The organism is Roseovarius arcticus (assembly GCF_006125015.1).
GTDB classification, from domain to species: Bacteria; Pseudomonadota; Alphaproteobacteria; order Rhodobacterales; family Rhodobacteraceae; genus Roseovarius; species Roseovarius arcticus.
Genome location: NZ_SZZN01000001.1, coordinates 3,948,841 through 3,963,620, shown reverse-complemented (window position 1 = coordinate 3,963,620; position 14,780 = coordinate 3,948,841). Strand labels below are relative to the sequence as shown.

11 protein-coding genes are annotated in these 14,780 nt (G+C 61.0%); 1 reads left to right on the top strand and 10 read right to left on the bottom strand.

Features of this window, described 5'->3' with window-relative positions; genetic code table 11:
• Window positions 1-292 precede the first annotated feature (292 nt).
• The 5 genes from MK6180000_RS18955 to MK6180000_RS18935 all read right to left on the bottom strand — a co-directional run bounded on the left by MK6180000_RS18955 (window position 293) and on the right by MK6180000_RS18935 (window position 4,796).
• Window positions 293-1,072 carry an SDR family oxidoreductase gene (locus MK6180000_RS18955; protein ID WP_138936150.1) on the bottom strand — a complete coding sequence of 260 codons (780 nt, stop codon included), beginning with the start codon at window positions 1,070-1,072 and terminating at the stop codon, window positions 293-295.
• A gap of 15 nt (window positions 1,073-1,087) precedes the next feature.
• Window positions 1,088-2,035 carry a calcium/sodium antiporter gene (locus MK6180000_RS18950; protein ID WP_138936149.1) on the bottom strand — a complete coding sequence of 316 codons (948 nt, stop codon included), beginning with the start codon at window positions 2,033-2,035 and terminating at the stop codon, window positions 1,088-1,090.
• A gap of 173 nt (window positions 2,036-2,208) precedes the next feature.
• Window positions 2,209-3,003, bottom strand: a complete 795-nt coding sequence (locus tag MK6180000_RS18945; RefSeq protein ID WP_425466862.1) for a S49 family peptidase — start codon at window positions 3,001-3,003, stop codon at window positions 2,209-2,211.
• Window positions 3,004-3,108: 105 nt separating this feature from the next.
• Window positions 3,109-3,870: an ABC transporter permease gene (locus tag MK6180000_RS18940; protein ID WP_138936147.1), complete on the bottom strand. Its 762-nt coding sequence runs from the start codon at window positions 3,868-3,870 to the stop codon at window positions 3,109-3,111.
• Window positions 3,867-4,796 carry an ABC transporter ATP-binding protein gene (locus tag MK6180000_RS18935; protein ID WP_138936146.1) on the bottom strand — a complete coding sequence of 310 codons (930 nt, stop codon included), beginning with the start codon at window positions 4,794-4,796 and terminating at the stop codon, window positions 3,867-3,869. The genes MK6180000_RS18940 and MK6180000_RS18935 overlap by 4 nt, the downstream gene beginning before the upstream one ends.
• A 170-nt stretch (window positions 4,797-4,966) precedes the next feature.
• On the opposite strand from MK6180000_RS18935, the gene MK6180000_RS18930 reads away from it, so the two are divergent.
• Window positions 4,967-6,202, top strand: a complete 1,236-nt coding sequence (locus MK6180000_RS18930) for a flavin monoamine oxidase family protein (protein WP_138936145.1) — start codon at window positions 4,967-4,969, stop codon at window positions 6,200-6,202.
• On the opposite strand, the gene MK6180000_RS18925 is transcribed toward MK6180000_RS18930, so the two are convergent.
• The 5 genes from MK6180000_RS18925 to MK6180000_RS18905 form a co-directional block, all read right to left on the bottom strand.
• Window positions 6,195-6,698, bottom strand: a complete 504-nt coding sequence (locus tag MK6180000_RS18925) for an SRPBCC family protein (RefSeq protein WP_138936144.1) — start codon at window positions 6,696-6,698, stop codon at window positions 6,195-6,197. The genes MK6180000_RS18930 and MK6180000_RS18925 overlap by 8 nt on opposite strands.
• Window positions 6,699-6,811: 113 nt before the next feature.
• Window positions 6,812-10,996 (bottom strand): translocation/assembly module TamB domain-containing protein, encoded by a 4,185-nt coding sequence (locus MK6180000_RS18920; protein ID WP_138936143.1) that lies wholly within the window; start codon window positions 10,994-10,996, stop codon window positions 6,812-6,814.
• Window positions 10,997-11,019: 23 nt separating this feature from the next.
• A complete protein-coding gene (locus MK6180000_RS18915) occupies window positions 11,020-12,837 on the bottom strand; it encodes an autotransporter assembly complex protein TamA (protein ID WP_138936142.1) in 1,818 nt (605 codons plus the stop codon).
• A 227-nt stretch (window positions 12,838-13,064) separates the two neighbouring features.
• Entirely contained in the window at window positions 13,065-13,901 is an 837-nt protein-coding gene (locus MK6180000_RS18910) for an ABC transporter permease (RefSeq protein ID WP_138936141.1), read from the bottom strand.
• Window positions 13,898-14,776, bottom strand: a complete 879-nt coding sequence (locus MK6180000_RS18905; protein WP_171054694.1) for an ABC transporter permease — start codon at window positions 14,774-14,776, stop codon at window positions 13,898-13,900. Before MK6180000_RS18905 ends, MK6180000_RS18910 begins: the two co-directional genes overlap by 4 nt.
• Between the last annotated feature and the right edge of the window lie 4 nt (window positions 14,777-14,780).

Below are 14,780 nucleotides of genomic sequence, written 5' to 3'. Positions count from 1 at the left end.
GATATGATTCTGCGGGTCTGCTGCAATCTTGGATGCGCGGGCACAAGAGGATTCCTGTCCACGGTTTGTGTGGATAACTCTGCGGATAACTTTGCGTCACTTGGAAATTTTCCTTGTGCCCCGCAGGCTTCGTTGATTTGCCTACTTTTTAGGCAAGAGTGCAGCCTATTGATTTTATTATCAAAAATTTATGCCGAAGTGCAAAATACTGATAACATTGAGGAATTTGTAACAGTTATGTGATGAAGACCGGCGCAGTGCAAAACTTTTGCCGGAGGGTCCGTTTCGGCCCCTATTCTACACCCAGAACATCGGGTGTCTGCCAGCACAAATGCTGCCCGCCATCCACGCACAACAGCTGCCCAGTGACTGCGGGCGCGTTCAGGAAATACGCCAGTGCGCCAGTTATGTCGGATGGGTTCGCCCCCCGCTTGAGCACCGTCGCGGCACGCTGGTCGGCAAAATGCGCGTCGCTCTGACGTGCTGCCTGCAAGGTGGGGCCGGGACCAATGCCGTTGACGCGCACGCGCGGGGCCAGCGCCTGCGCGGCTGTCTGGGTGAAGGCCCAGAGGCCCATCTTGGCCAATGTGTAGGTCATGAATTCGGGCGTCAGTTTGCGCACGCGCTGGTCGATCATGTTAACCACTAGGCCTTGGGCAACCGGTTCGCCATTTTCGTCCTGTGCGGGATCGGGTACCTGCGCCGCCAGCGCCTGCGTCAGCACGAACGGCGCACGCAGATTACTCTCGAAATGGCGGTCCCAGCTATTGCGCGTGGCACTAGCCAGCGTATCGTGGTCAAAGATGGAGGCAGAGTTCACTAGCACCGTCATCGGCCCGCCTAGCGCGTCTGCTGCGGCGGGGATCAGCGGCGTCACGGCGCCTTCATCCAGCAGGTCGGCTCGCAAGGTCACGGCGCTGCGGCCCAGCGCGCGGATTTCGCCCGCGACGGCCTCGGCCTCAGCCTCGGAGCTGTGATAGTGAACCGCGACGTCATAGCCCTGCCGCGCCAACTCGAACGCCATCGCGCGGCCCAGCCTCTTGCCCGCCCCGGTTACCAATGCACGTGCCATAACTGCCCCCTGATGTCAGATCAGTATGATGGTGACATAGGCCAGGTATGCGACGGACAAGGCAATGCCCCAGACGCGGCCAACATCGACCTTGAAGAAGACGAACGGGATTAGCGCCAGTGACGCCGCCAGCATGACCCACAGATCAATCTGGAGGAATTCGGGATCGACCGGGATCGGCCCGATTAGCGACGTGATCCCGATTATGGCCAGCAGGTTGAACATGTTGGACCCGATAACGTTGCCCAGCGCCACGTCCGCCTGACGTCGCAGCGCGGCCATAACGGTGGTCGCAAGCTCTGGCAGGGACGTGCCCAGCGCCACCAGCGTCAGGCCTATGACACTGTCACTGACGCCGTAATCGCGCGCGATGATCGACGCATTATCGACCAGCAGATCCGCGCCCAACGGTAGGCCGACAAGGCCCAGCACCAGAAAGACGACGATCCGCCACCACGGCATGTCTGGGTCCGCGCCCTCCACCTCATCGGCGGGGGCCGCACGGTCGGCCCGGCGGTGGCGGGCGGCATCGCGTGCCGTGTCAAACAGCATACCGGCAAGCGCCGCCAACAGGATCAGGCCTGACCAGAAGGTAAACGTACCGGTGAGTGCCAGTGCAATGAACAGCACTGTGCCGATCAGCATAAACACGTAGGCCTTGCGCGTGTCACACCCGCTAGTATGCATCACGGCCAGAATTGCGGGCAGGCCCAATACCAACAGTGCGTTCGCGATATTCGATCCCACCACGTTGCCCAGTGCCAGCCCCGGCTTGTCCGCCAGCACAGCACCGACGGAGACCAGAAGCTCGGGTGCAGACGTGCCGAACGCCACGATCGTCAGGCTGACGATTAGCGCGGGGATACCGACCCGAAGGCTCAGGTTTACTGCGCCTTTGACCAGCGCGTCACCAGCCAACAGCAAGATGACCAGCCCCAGCGCCACAAGTGCCCAGACCATCATTTATCTATGCCCTTCTGGCAGGAGCATGGTCCCTTGCCGATTCTGAATTTACCGCAGCTTTTGCATTTGGCCGCTGCCAGCCGCTTTTGCCCCGGAAAGCGCAGCCTGCCGAACATGGCCAGCACGACCATGCCGACCAGAAAGAGCATGACGATTTTTACAATCACGGCGCGCTACAGCCCGAAACGCGCATAGTGGGCGCGCGTCTCAACGGCGGCCATCGCATCTTCGGCCAGTGTGACACCAAATCGCGACAGCAGACTCTTCTTGGAGCCGTAGCGCATCAGGCGCACGTTCTTGCCGTACAGTTCTTGCAGCTTGGGCATCATATGCGCCTCGCCGTCGACCAGTCCCAGCTTGGCCGCGCGGCGGCCTAACCAGAAATCGCCGGTGAAAATGTTTGGATCATCGGCCAACTTGCTGCCGCGCCGATCCTTGACGTAGGCGATGAATCCGCTGTGCATATCCTCAAGAATATCCTTGAGGCGGTCCACGTCCTCTTCCTTTTGCGGAAGGAACGGGTCCAAGGTCGACTTTGACTTGCCAGCCGTATGCACGCGCCTCTCAATCCCCTGACGGGCAAGGAATACTGGCAGGCCGAAGCCCGCCGAGATCACGCCAATGGACCCAACGATTGAGCCAAAATCGACCCAAATATCGTCGGCGGACGCGGCCAGCCAATAGCCGCCTGATGCTGCCACATCCTCGACAAAGGCATGGACCGGCACGCCCTTATCCTCGGCAAGACGGCGGATACGGCCGGCGATCAGCGACGATTGCACGGGCGATCCGCCGGGCGAATTGATCAAAAGGGCAACAGCCTTGGGCTTGCCCTTTTTGAACGCCTTTTCGAGGATGGGCGCGAGGCCCTCGTCATTCAGCGCGTTGCGTCCTGTACCGATAGAGCCCGATAGCCGGACGACTGCGACGCGCGAGTGCGATTTGGTAAAGGGGAGGCGGGATTTGATTGCGGACCAATTTATCATCCCCGCGATGTATAAGCGCTGGGCGCATGAAACAAGGCGGCGCGCAGATCTGCCGCCGCCTTATTGCAAAAATATCCAACGGAAGGTTTAGGATTTGATGCGGTAACCCGTCTTGAAGATCCACCAGACCACGCCCATGCAGATGCCGGTGAAGGCGGCAATGGCCAGTAGCGACCAGCCGACACCTACATCGGCCACGCCGAAAAATGACCAGCGAAACCCCGAAACCAGATACACGACAGGATTGAATAGCGCCACGCTCTGCCAACTTTCCGGCAGCATCGAGATGGAGTAGAACGCCCCCCCAAGAAAGACGAGCGGCGTGATGACCAGCAGAGGGATCAGCTGAAGCTGCTGGAAGTTTTCCGCCCAGATGCCGATGATAAAGCCAAAGAGGCTAAAGCTGATACAGGTCAGCAGCAGGAATGCGATCATCGCCCAAGGATGCATGATCTGGATGTCGACAAAAAACCCTGCGGTTACGAGGATCACGACACCGATCAACAGCGCCTTGGTCGCCGCCGCACCGACATAGCCCAGCACGATCTCAAGGAAGTTGACGGGGGCCGAAAGTAGCTCAAATATCGTGCCGATGAATTTCGGAAAATAGATGCCGAAGGATGCGTTGCTGATCGCCTGCGTCATCACGCTGAGCATGATGAGGCCGGGCACGATGAACGCGCCATAGCTGACGCCCTCTACCTCGTCGATGCGGCTGCCTATAGCGGCGCCGAACACCACGAAATAGAGCGAGGTAGAGATGACGGGCGACAGCAGGCTCTCCATCAGGGTGCGGAAAAACCGCTTCATTTCATAGAGATAGATCGCCCAAATTGCTGGCAGGTTCATGCGCCGCCCTCCTTGATCAGCCCGACAAAAATTTCCTCAAGGCTGCTTTGCGTCGTCTGAATGTCGCGCAGGGCCAGTCCTTCGGCCGCCAGCGCCGACAGCAGACGGGTGATGCCCGTCCGCTCGCCGGTGGCGTCGTAGGTATAGCTGAGGCTTTTGCCGTCCTCGCCCAGCAGCAGATCGTAATCCGCCAGCGCGGGCGGCACGGCGTCCAGCGACTCTGTCAGGTCAATGCGCAGCGTCTTGCTGCCCATGCGCGACATTAAGTCAACCTTAGGCTCCACCAGTAGGATCTGACCTTTGTTGATAACAGCAATCCGATCGGCGATCGCCTCGGCCTCTTCGATGTAATGCGTGGTCAGGATGATAGTGACGCCCGATTTGCGCAACTCCTCGACGATCTGCCACATATCGCGGCGCAGTTCGACATCGACGCCGGCCGTCGGCTCGTCCAGAAACAGAACGCGCGGCTCATGGCAGAGCGCCTTGGCGATCAGCACACGGCGCTTCATCCCGCCCGACAGCTCGCGGATACGCGCGTTGCGCTTGTCCCAGAGGCTCAGTTGGCGCAGGATTTTCTCAATCAGCGCGTCGTTGCGCGTCTTGCCAAAGAGGCCGCGCGAGAAACGCACCGTGTTGATGACCTTCTCAAACGGCTCCAGCGCGATTTCCTGCGGCACCAGCCCGATCATCGCACGTGCCTTGCGATAGCCGCTGACCACGTCATGACCGCCCACCGTTGCGCGCCCGCTGCTGGGCGTGACAATACCGCAAAGCGCCGAGATCAGCGTCGTTTTGCCTGCGCCATTGGGACCAAGCAGCGCGATAATCTCGCCCTCCTCGATCTGAAGCGAGACATCTTTAAGCGCGGTAAAGCCGCCGTCATAGACTTTGCCCATATTCTGCACGTCGACGATGGCTGTCATGGTTCGGTCTCCGGGTGTTGCGCGTCCGGCGGAACCTAACCTAATTGGGCGCAGAGGCAATCGTGCAGCAACCAAGAGCAGGGTCTGCACCTGCGCACAGACCTGCCAGAACGCGAGCTTGCGCAGGTGCCGCGGGCCTGTATTCTGCGGCCGTTAGCGAGGAACACAGCATGAGCGACACACCCATCATCATAGTCGGCGCAGGTGCTGCGGGCATCGGAGCCGCCCTGGAATGCGCGGCGCGCGGTGTGCCGTACATGGTGCTAGAGGCTGCGAACCGGGTCGGCGGGCGGGCCTACACGGCGGCGGCAGGATTACCCAGCGCCTGGGATCACGGATGTCATTGGCTGCATTGTGCAGATGCGAATCCGCTGGTGGAGTGGGCGGACAAATTGGGTGCGACCTATCGATCGCAAGAAGTCACCAACCCGTTTCAGGTTTGGGACAGTGGTTCTTTCGCGGATGCTGAGGAGCTAGCGGCCTATGAAGGCGCCATCACCCGCGCGTTTGAGGCGGTCGAGACATCGGGCCGCGACGTGCCTATTCCCGATGTGTTGCCAGATGCTGGGCGATGGGCGCCTTCGGTCAACTTGATAATGACGTTGATGGCAGGCGACGATGCCAAGGGCGTGTCGGCCTCGGCCTACGCCGATTATGTCGATACCGATCACAACTGGCCCGTGCTGTCGGGCTACGGCGCGCTGATTACGGCGATGGCAGAGGGGCTGAATATCCGAACCGGCGTGACCGTGAAGGCGATCCACCAGCGCCAGGGCGGCGCGACCGTGACCACCGATCAGGGCGATCTGGAGGCGGCGGGCGTGATTGTCACTGCCTCGACCAATGTGCTGGCGCGCGGCATGATCCATTTCGACCCCGGCCCCGCCGCGGATCTGGTGTTCCAACTGGATCGCGTGCCGTGCGGGATCTATGAAAAAGTCGCATTTGCGATGGATGCCTTGCCCGAGGAAATGGCGCAGACCCGCTTTTTGTCAGTGCAACAAAGCGGTCTCGACATGGCCACGAACTTCCAAATTGTGCACGGGGATGCACCCATGATGCTGTGTCACATGGCCGGATCATACGCGCATGCGCTAGTGATGGCGGGGCCGGATGCTATGACCGACTACGCGCGCGGCGCGCTGATTGATGCCTTTGGGACGCGGATCGAAGACCGCATCATCGGAGCCGCAACGACCAACTGGACGAACGATCCATTAGTACTGGGCTCGTATTCGCACGCCCTGCCGGGGTCGGCGCAATTCCGGCGCGATATGATCACGCGTGATACTGGCAACGTTGCATTTGCAGGCGAGGCATTTTCACCAAATTGGCAAGCGACAGCGCATGGCGCCTATGCCAGCGGGCGGGATGTGGCCGCGCGGATGGTGGCGCAGGTCAGCTGATAATCCGCTTGAGCCAGCTCTTTTTCTCAACCTCAGGCGCGTCGTCGCCCTCTTTGGGGCCCTCAATCACTTCCTCTAGCCGAGTGAAAAATTGATCGGCCATCTTCTTGGCAAAACCATCGACAATGCGGCTGCCCAACTGTGCCAGCTTGCCGCCCACCTTGGCCTCGACATCATAGCTGAGGGTCGTGACGCCATCCGCCTCATTAAGGCGCACATCGGCGGCGCCTTTGGCAAAGCCCGCCGCGCCGCCTTTGCCCTCCCCCGTTAAGGTCAGGCTGGTTTGATCTACGACGTTGCTGACAGTAACTGCGCCGCGAAACGTCGCCTTAACAGGGCCGACCTTTTGGGTGACAACAGCCTCAAAGCCGTCCTCGGCGCTGCCTGTCACCTCGGTCGCGCCCGGCACACATTCCTTCAACACCTCGGGGCTAAGAAGAGCGGCCCAGACTGTAGCCTTGTCTGCCTCTATCGTGCGTGTGTCGCTCATCTGCATCGGGCGTCCTCCCTTGGCGTTTTCAAGGTAGGTTAGCCTAGGAAATGAGAACCGCCAACACTGGTGTTATGGGCGACGCGCAAAATCCTCGCGACGTGGCGGCGCCCGGCCTTTCAATAGTCTTTCTCAAAGAACAGCCCCAAACCGCTGTCACCGCCCGCGCCAAAGCTGCCCTTTGCCTTGAGCCTCTTGTTAATCTGCAGGTTCAGGTTGATCTGTGATTGGCCGTCGCTATCGACCTCAACTTCTGAATACAGGTTCTCAGACAGGTATTTGCCCGCACGCACCTCGGTCTGGTCATCCGCGCCAGTTGTGACGTCCAGATTGTCGAGGCCGACACCGCTGCGCAGTTTGCCAACGACACCGCCGCTACCCTTACCGGCCAGCGTGGCCACGGCCGAGGCGAGTTGCAGCGCTTGGAACGCTGAAATCTGGCTAAGGTCGCGACCAAAGATCAGCTGCGAGACAACCTGATCCTCAGGCAGATCTGGCTGAGATGCGAAGGTAATTTCCGGCTCATCCGCCGGGCCTTCGATGGATATGATGACCTGAACGTCGCCGCTCGTGGTCTGCGCTACCAGCCGCAGGTAGGGCACAAAACTGCCCTGCATCTGGATGTAGCCTTCGGTCAGATCCAGCCGCTTGCCCAGCAGGTCAAGGCGGCCACGGATCAGGCTGAACCGGCCCTCAGGTATGACCTGCGCCGTACTTCCACGCAGTCGAAGCGATCCGCCCAGCTCGGCGTCCAAGCCGCGGCCCCTGACGAATATACGCGATGGCGCGTTGATCGTCACGTTAAGGCCATAGGCCACGCCGCCACCATCACCGCCGTTGGCATCGCCGTTGCCACCAGTATCCAGCAAATCAGCAAAAGCGCGGGTACGGCGCACCGCCGCAGGCTCATTCACGTGGCGCAGGCCCGGCAGGTCCGCGCCTGACGCAATGGCGCCGCTAGGGATGCGCACATTCACCTCGCCCAAATCGACGTTGCCCGCGATGTTGGCGCCGCCAGTGGCAGGGCCATTAAAGGTGATACGCCCGTTTGCCGTGGTCGTGTACAGGCCCGGATCGGTGATGCCGATTTCTCGCAAATCAACGGCGATGTCGGCCTGATAGGGCGCAGTCAGGTCAATGCTGCCGGTTGCGGCCAGCCGTCCGCCAGTGTTGACGCCCGCGCCGATATCTATCTGCGCGGCAGCACCTGTTAGGCGGATATTTGCGTTGATCCCCTCAAGGGCCAGCTTAGCCTTGGGCAATGCCAGCCCGGCGCCACTCGTGGTGATTGTACCCGTCACCGACGACAGCGCAGGCGGGCCATTTACCCGCAGGTCGAACTGCGCAAGGCCCGACAGGCTGCGCGGGCTGATGAATGAATTGGCCAGCGCCAGCGGCGCATTGCCGTTAACGCTCAGATCAAGGTTGCCGTCATTTCCGGCACGGCCCGAAATATCGGCGCTGATGCCAGCCGGGCCCGTCGCGGCTACGTCGACGATATAGCCACTACCGTCGCCGCGAACAGTGCCATTTACCGTCGCGGGGCCGGGGATACCGGGCGCGAACAGCGCCACATTCGCCAGCCGCGCATCAATGGTCGCCGCCGACGATCCGTCAGTGCCCAGTGTCCCAGACGCCTTGGCCGTCAGTTCCGATGTATCCAGATCGGCACGGTCGATAACAATTGTCCCGTCTGCACTGCGCGCAACCTTGGCCAAGAGGCTGGAGCGGCCGCGCAGCAACTGGTCAACCTGCGGGATGCCCAGACTGAGGTTATCGCCCGTCACATCGATATCGGCCTCGGCGCTACCATTCGCCGCGTAAAACCCGGTGGCCGTCGCATTGACCATGGGCGTCTCAAACTCGCCGCGTTTTAGCGTGATAGTGCCATCCGCACTGCGAAGCGCCTCTACTTGCGCGCGCGAACGTCCCTGCAGGATGCGATCAACCTGCACAATGCCAACAGACAGATCGGTGCCGGTAATATCAGCGGTGCCTTGGGCGGCGCCGTCAGCGCCCATGTAGCCCTGAACATCTGCGTCAATCTTTGGCGTCTTGAGCAGACCCTTGCTGAGCGTCAGCGCGCCATCGGCGCTGCGCTGCGCCGATATTTCAGCGCTGGACGTGCCGCGCAGGATCGGGTCGAGCTGCGAAATATCTACGGCTAAATCCTGGCCGTTCAGCACCAGATCTGCCTGACCGCTAAGGGTCGCGATATCGCCCTGCGCATCGACCACCACACTTGCCGCACCGCCCAAATCGCGTTTCGCGAGTGTCGAATAGGGCGCGAAATCACTTGCAACGGCGCTAGCACGCATATCGAAAAGGCCCGGCTTGCCGCCAGTGACGGTCACCGTGCCATCCGCTGTGACAGTTGCCTCACCGGGACCGGAGGCGCCCGCGCGAATAGTCCAGACGTTGCCCGCCTGATCGGCGCGTGCCGTTAATTTGGCCGGACCTTGCAGGCTAGGCTCGACCAGCGATACATCGGCCAGCGCCAATTCCAGATCGGCCATGCTGCCGTCGCTTTTGTATATAGCTTTAGCCATCAGATCGGTCGTAGGAGAGGTGACGCGCAGACGGTCTAGAAACGTGCCGTCCTTGCCGCGCCGCGCGGCGACATCCAGTTCAACCCGCCCGCGTAGCAGGGGATCAAGGCGCGGCTGGCCGACAGCCAGATCCTGCGCTGTACCCGTTACAGAGGCCTCCATCGCACCTTGGCTGGGGGTGATCGCGCCGTCGACCGAAACTTGTGCTGCGCCAGCAAGTTCCGCGCCCGCGACACCGGCAAAGCGTGATAGATCGGCTGCGTTCACCCGCACTTTGGCAGTGATGCGGGGATCAACCGGACTGGCCAAGCCATCAATCGACGCCTCGCCCGCGATATCATAATCGCTGCCTTTGACCGACAACTCGCTAAGGTTGAAGGGTCTGCCCTCTTCCCAGTCGAATACGATATTGCCACCAAGCGCCTCTCCCAGAGCGCGCGCCAAATCGGCATCGGCAAGGCCAAGGCCGGTCGCTGCCATGTCGAGTGCGCCATCGACGCGGCCCGGCACGGTGCCCTCTCCTTTGGCGATGGTGCCACCGCCAGTAAGCGATGCGGTCGCCAGCGACAGATCCGTACGCTCCAGCCCGGCGGCAGTCAGCGACAGCCGCCACTCCTCACCCTTGGCTAGATCGTAGGTCAGGCTGAGGCCCACATCATCCAGCGTCGTCCGCTCGCCGCCGATGGGCAGCAAGACAGGGCTGCCGTCGCCCGACGCCATGCGCCCGGTCAGATCAAACCGTTCGGGCCAGCCATCAGCGCCCAGTTGCAGCGAACCGTTCAGTTGCAGCGCGGCGGCGGTCAGCGATAGCGTTTCAATCCCCAGTCCGCCATTCGCGGGCCTGGACCCAACGACGACCAGCGCCATTTCGGTACCAAAGAAGTCGCGGTATTCTGGCGCGAAAACCGGTGCGATATCACCGCGAATATCCGCAGCAAAGCTAAGCGGCGCGCTACCCTCGGGCGCATCAGCGCTGGGTGCTGGGGCCGCGACGGTCACTGTGCCGCCAAGGCGGCGCTCGCCGCCCGTGTCCAGCGCTATATTGGCGGTGAAATCCGCGAGCGGCGCGTCGCCCTGCACCGCCAGACGGATCGACGGCGCGCCGGGGATACCCAATAGCTTGGACGCGATGCCGCCATCCTCTTCGGCAACAACTAGATCAATGGCCAAATTGCGGTCCGTGTTGGCATATGCCACGTCCAGCGTCACCTGGTCTCCGGCACGGTCCAGACGAAGGATATCCAGCTTGGCATTGCCGGCGCCATCATCCAATTGCAGCGATCCAGTCAAAGACAGGCTGACCTCCTCACCCAGAAGGGGGGCGCCCAGCACAATTTTGTTCGCCGCGATTTCATCGACATTCACTGCAACTGGTAAGTCGGGCAGCGAAAATCCGGTAGCCTCTGCGTCTGGCACCTCTATCGTCGCCTCGGCCTTTGGCAGGCGAGGCAGCAGGATCTCACCCGCCGACAGCTTTGTTACCTGAAGGCGGCCGCGCAGCAACGCGAGGCGGCTCCAATCCAGTGTCACATCCTTGAGCGTCAGCCAGATACCGTCCGCATCCGCGACCGTGAGCAACTCCAGCGACGCCTCGCTGCTAAGCGCGCCCGTAAAGCCCTCGATGCGAACCTCGCGGCCCGCGCCCGACAGGTTATCCTCGATAAAGCCTTGCAAGAGGCCGCGATCATCCTGCGCCGCCGCGACCTGCGGCAATGCAAACATAAGGGCGAGCGCAATGGTTTGGAAAATACGCAATGTCAGTGCCTTTTTTATAGGTCTCAAAACGCCTGTCCGATTCCGATATAGATCTGCACACCGTCATCCGTGTTACCAGTGACCGGCAGACCCACGTCAAACCGGATGGGGCCGATGCCAGTGGCGTACCTTATGCCGATGCCTGCACCGCTGTGCCAGCTACCGCTGTCGTCATAGATGCTCTCGGACCCGATGTAGCCCACGTCAAAGAATGCGACAGGATCAAAGTTACCAGCAAGGTCGATGCGCATTTCGGCCTGCGCCCCGACAAAGCTGCGACCACCCGTCACGTTCGCGCCGATCGGCACGCCCAGCGACTGGTAGGGCTGGCCACGCACGCTATCGCCGCCGCCGGAGTAAAAGAGAAAGTCCTGCGGTGTGTCAGCGAGGCTGGCACCAAGGATACTGCCGAACTGAACGCGCCCGGCAAGGGTGAACATGCCGCCCTCGTCCAACTGGTAGTAGGTGCGGCCGTCCAGGTGCAGGCGGCCACCGGAATCGGTGTCACTAAGCGATACGAATGGCGTCAATTCGGCCTGTGCGTAGAACCCATTGGACGGGTCCAGCGGCTCATCCCGGCTGTCATAGGTTGCCTTGAGCGGGATCAGCAGGTGGTAGAATTCTTGATTGCCCAGCGCGTCCGTCTCATCGGAATAACGCAGGGCCAGCCCCGCCTCGACGGTCAATTGCTCAGTCACGATCCGGCTAAAGCCGAAGCCCAGCGTGACCTCATCGGACAGGTAGTTTGGCTCGTCCTCGCGCGCGACCTTGCCAAAGACAAACAGCGTCGTGTCGGCGCCGAATGTCGCGGGCCGCTCGAACCGGCCGCCAACCTCGTAGTCGATGCCGCCATTCGTGCCGCCGCTCTGGCTTCCGATACCGCTAATCGCGATGTCAAAGCGCAACCTCTCGGCCCCGCCAAGAAGGTTTCTGTGCAGCCAGAAGGTCGACAGGCCCAAACCCTCGTTGCTGCTGACCTCAGCGCCAAAGCCAAAGCGTCGGCGCTTCTCGTCTGCGGTGTCCAGCTGGATATCCATGACGTCCCCGGCGCGTAACTGCTCGGCCTCGGTCAAGGACACGGATTTGAATGCGCCAGTGCGACGCAGACGCTTGGCCGATTTGTCCAGCTCCTCTGGCGAAAAACGCTCCCCGGTGGGCAAGCCTGCGATGGCACGCAAGCGCTCGGGGCGCACGCGGCTATCTTTGACCTGCACCAGATTGCCGAACGTTACGACGGGTCCGGGGCGCAGCGCCAGCTGGACGGCAAGGGTATCCGACCTGTGATCTGCAACAATATCTTGGCCCGCGACCTCGGCCTTGGCACGGCCCAGGTTGCGCCATCCTTCAACGCCTGCCTCGGCAGCCGCGCCAACAACGGGCGCGCGCGCCCGTTTGCTGATGGCAAATTCCTCAGGCAGCTCGGTGCCGGGGGCAATCGGAGAGATGCCCGCCTTTGAGAATGTGAATGGCGCGCCCGGCAGGACGCGCACGACAACCTCGCGAACGCCTGCTGGCTTGGCGAAGGGCGATAGTTGCGCCGCCTCTTGGCCATCAATGAATATGTTAATGACGCCGCTATAATAGCCATATTTGTATAGGACGCCCAGCAACTCGGCGTAATCGGCATTGGCCGCTGCAATGATATCCTGAGGATCCGTGCGCCCATCGGCCTGCGCGGACTGGATCAGTGACGCTCCGACCAATGTCTTGCGCAGATCCTTGTCGTCGGCGGGAATTTCAAAGCGCAATGTATCAAGGGCGCCAGCTGTCGATGCGCAGAGGGTGAGCACAGCGATGGTCGCAACCGTCGGCAAATGGAACGCGCCTGTTCTGAAAACCACGTCTGCAACCTCTTATCATTATAATCTCTGGCCAAATGGCACAACTAGCTCGCGAGTCTAGGGGAACAACACGTTTCCCGCCAGCAGGTTCCCGCCCATGGATTTGCAGATGGGCGCCTAGATGCCGATTTAGCACTTTGCGTATCGTGGTCCACTAAGCCGATGCAATTAGCGGCAAAGTGGGCTATCTCGCCCCCTGCCCTGCGTGACGTGTGCGGACCTCTCGTTTAGGTGTCCTTCCAGGCGCCCATCTGGCGCTTGGCGGCGCGGCGGCGAAACCAATCTGCCAGCCCCAAGAGAAGCAGAGCAGGAACGAACGTGACCGTCGCCAGCGCTGGATAGACTGGGGAGGAACCGACGGCGATGCCACTAAAGACGAACGTCGGCAGCGTGCGCGCGGTGCCAGCAAGGCTATAGGTGACATAGAAATTGCCCCACGACAGCAGGAACGCAAAGATTGCTGCCGACATCACGCCCGGCCAGATCAGCGGGAGTGTAATTTCGCGGAACACCTGCCAATTGGTCGCGCCCGCATCGCGCGCCGCATCCTCCAGCGTATCGTCGAACCCGTGGACCTGAACCGCAATTATAATCAGCGCAAAGGGCGTGATATAAACGATATGTCCTATGATCGCCGTCCACAGCGCAGGCGAGAAATCAAACCAGCCGCCAAGGACCGAAAACCATAGCAGCATCGCAACGCCCAAGAGCAATTGGGGGAACAGCAGCGGCGCAAAGCTGACGATCTGGAAACTGCGCTGAAAGCGAAAGCGCCAGCGCATCCACGCAATCGCGCCCCCAGTCCCAAGCGTCGTTGCGATCGTAGTCGACACCCCCGCAAGTATGGCCGAGTTGCCCAGCGCCGGCCAGAATTCGCGCGAGGCGAACAACGCGAAATACCACTTGATTGAGAAGCCCTCAATGGGAAAACTCAGGAACCGGCTTTCTGAGAACGAGAACACGATCAGCGTAAAGATCGGTACGTAGAAGAAGATCAGGACCGCCGCGACCGACCCATAAAGGATCACGCCCGCGATGACGCCCTCGGTGCGATAGCGGGTCATTCTGTGCTCTCCGCTGCGGCCTTGGTCGCGCGGTGCGCGGCGAGCCCCGCAACTGCCAGCGTCGCCGTGCCGATGACGATAATGACCAGCGTCAGCGCCGCGCCCAGCGGCCAATTCACCCGCGTCTCGAAAGTCTGGCGGATCAGCTCGGCCGCCATCGGGGACGTACCGCCGCCCATGACCTTTGGCTCCAAAAACACGCCCAGCGCCAGCACAAATACTAGGATTGCGCCCGCAAAGATGCCGGGCCGCGCCAAAGGCAACGTAATCTCCCAGAATGTGCGAAACCGCGATGCGCCTGCATCGTAGGCGGCCAGCATCAGATCGCGGTCGATCCGTTTCATCGACAGATAGATGCAGAAAATCGTGTAGGGCAGCAGATTGTAAACCATGCCCAGCATTGTGGCGACCGGCGTAAAGAGGATATCCGTCGCCTGAGGGCCAAAGCCCAGCGCGCTTAGCGCGCCGTTCATCACGCCTGTGCGGTCCAGAAACAGCACCCACCCGAACGTCTTTAGCACCGCGTCGGTAAGGAAGGCGAAGACGATCAGGATCGTGATGTGGTTCTCCAGCGACCGAACGCGGTGCACCATCGCGTAGGACACAGGCAGGCTGATGAGGACGCACAAAACGACGCAGATCAGCGCCATTGTCAGCGTTCGAATGATGATCGACCAATAGTGCCAGTGGGTGAATACATCGACCCACGTGTCGCTGCTCCACGTCCAGATCAGGCGGTAATACTGCGTGCCTTGGAAGCTGAGCAGCGCGGTCATCACCAGCGGGATCAAAAAGAAGAACGCCATGATCGCCGTCAATGGCAACGTTGCCAGCAAAAGGCCCGGGTCCGTCCATGATTTGCGGATGATGCGCATGGGC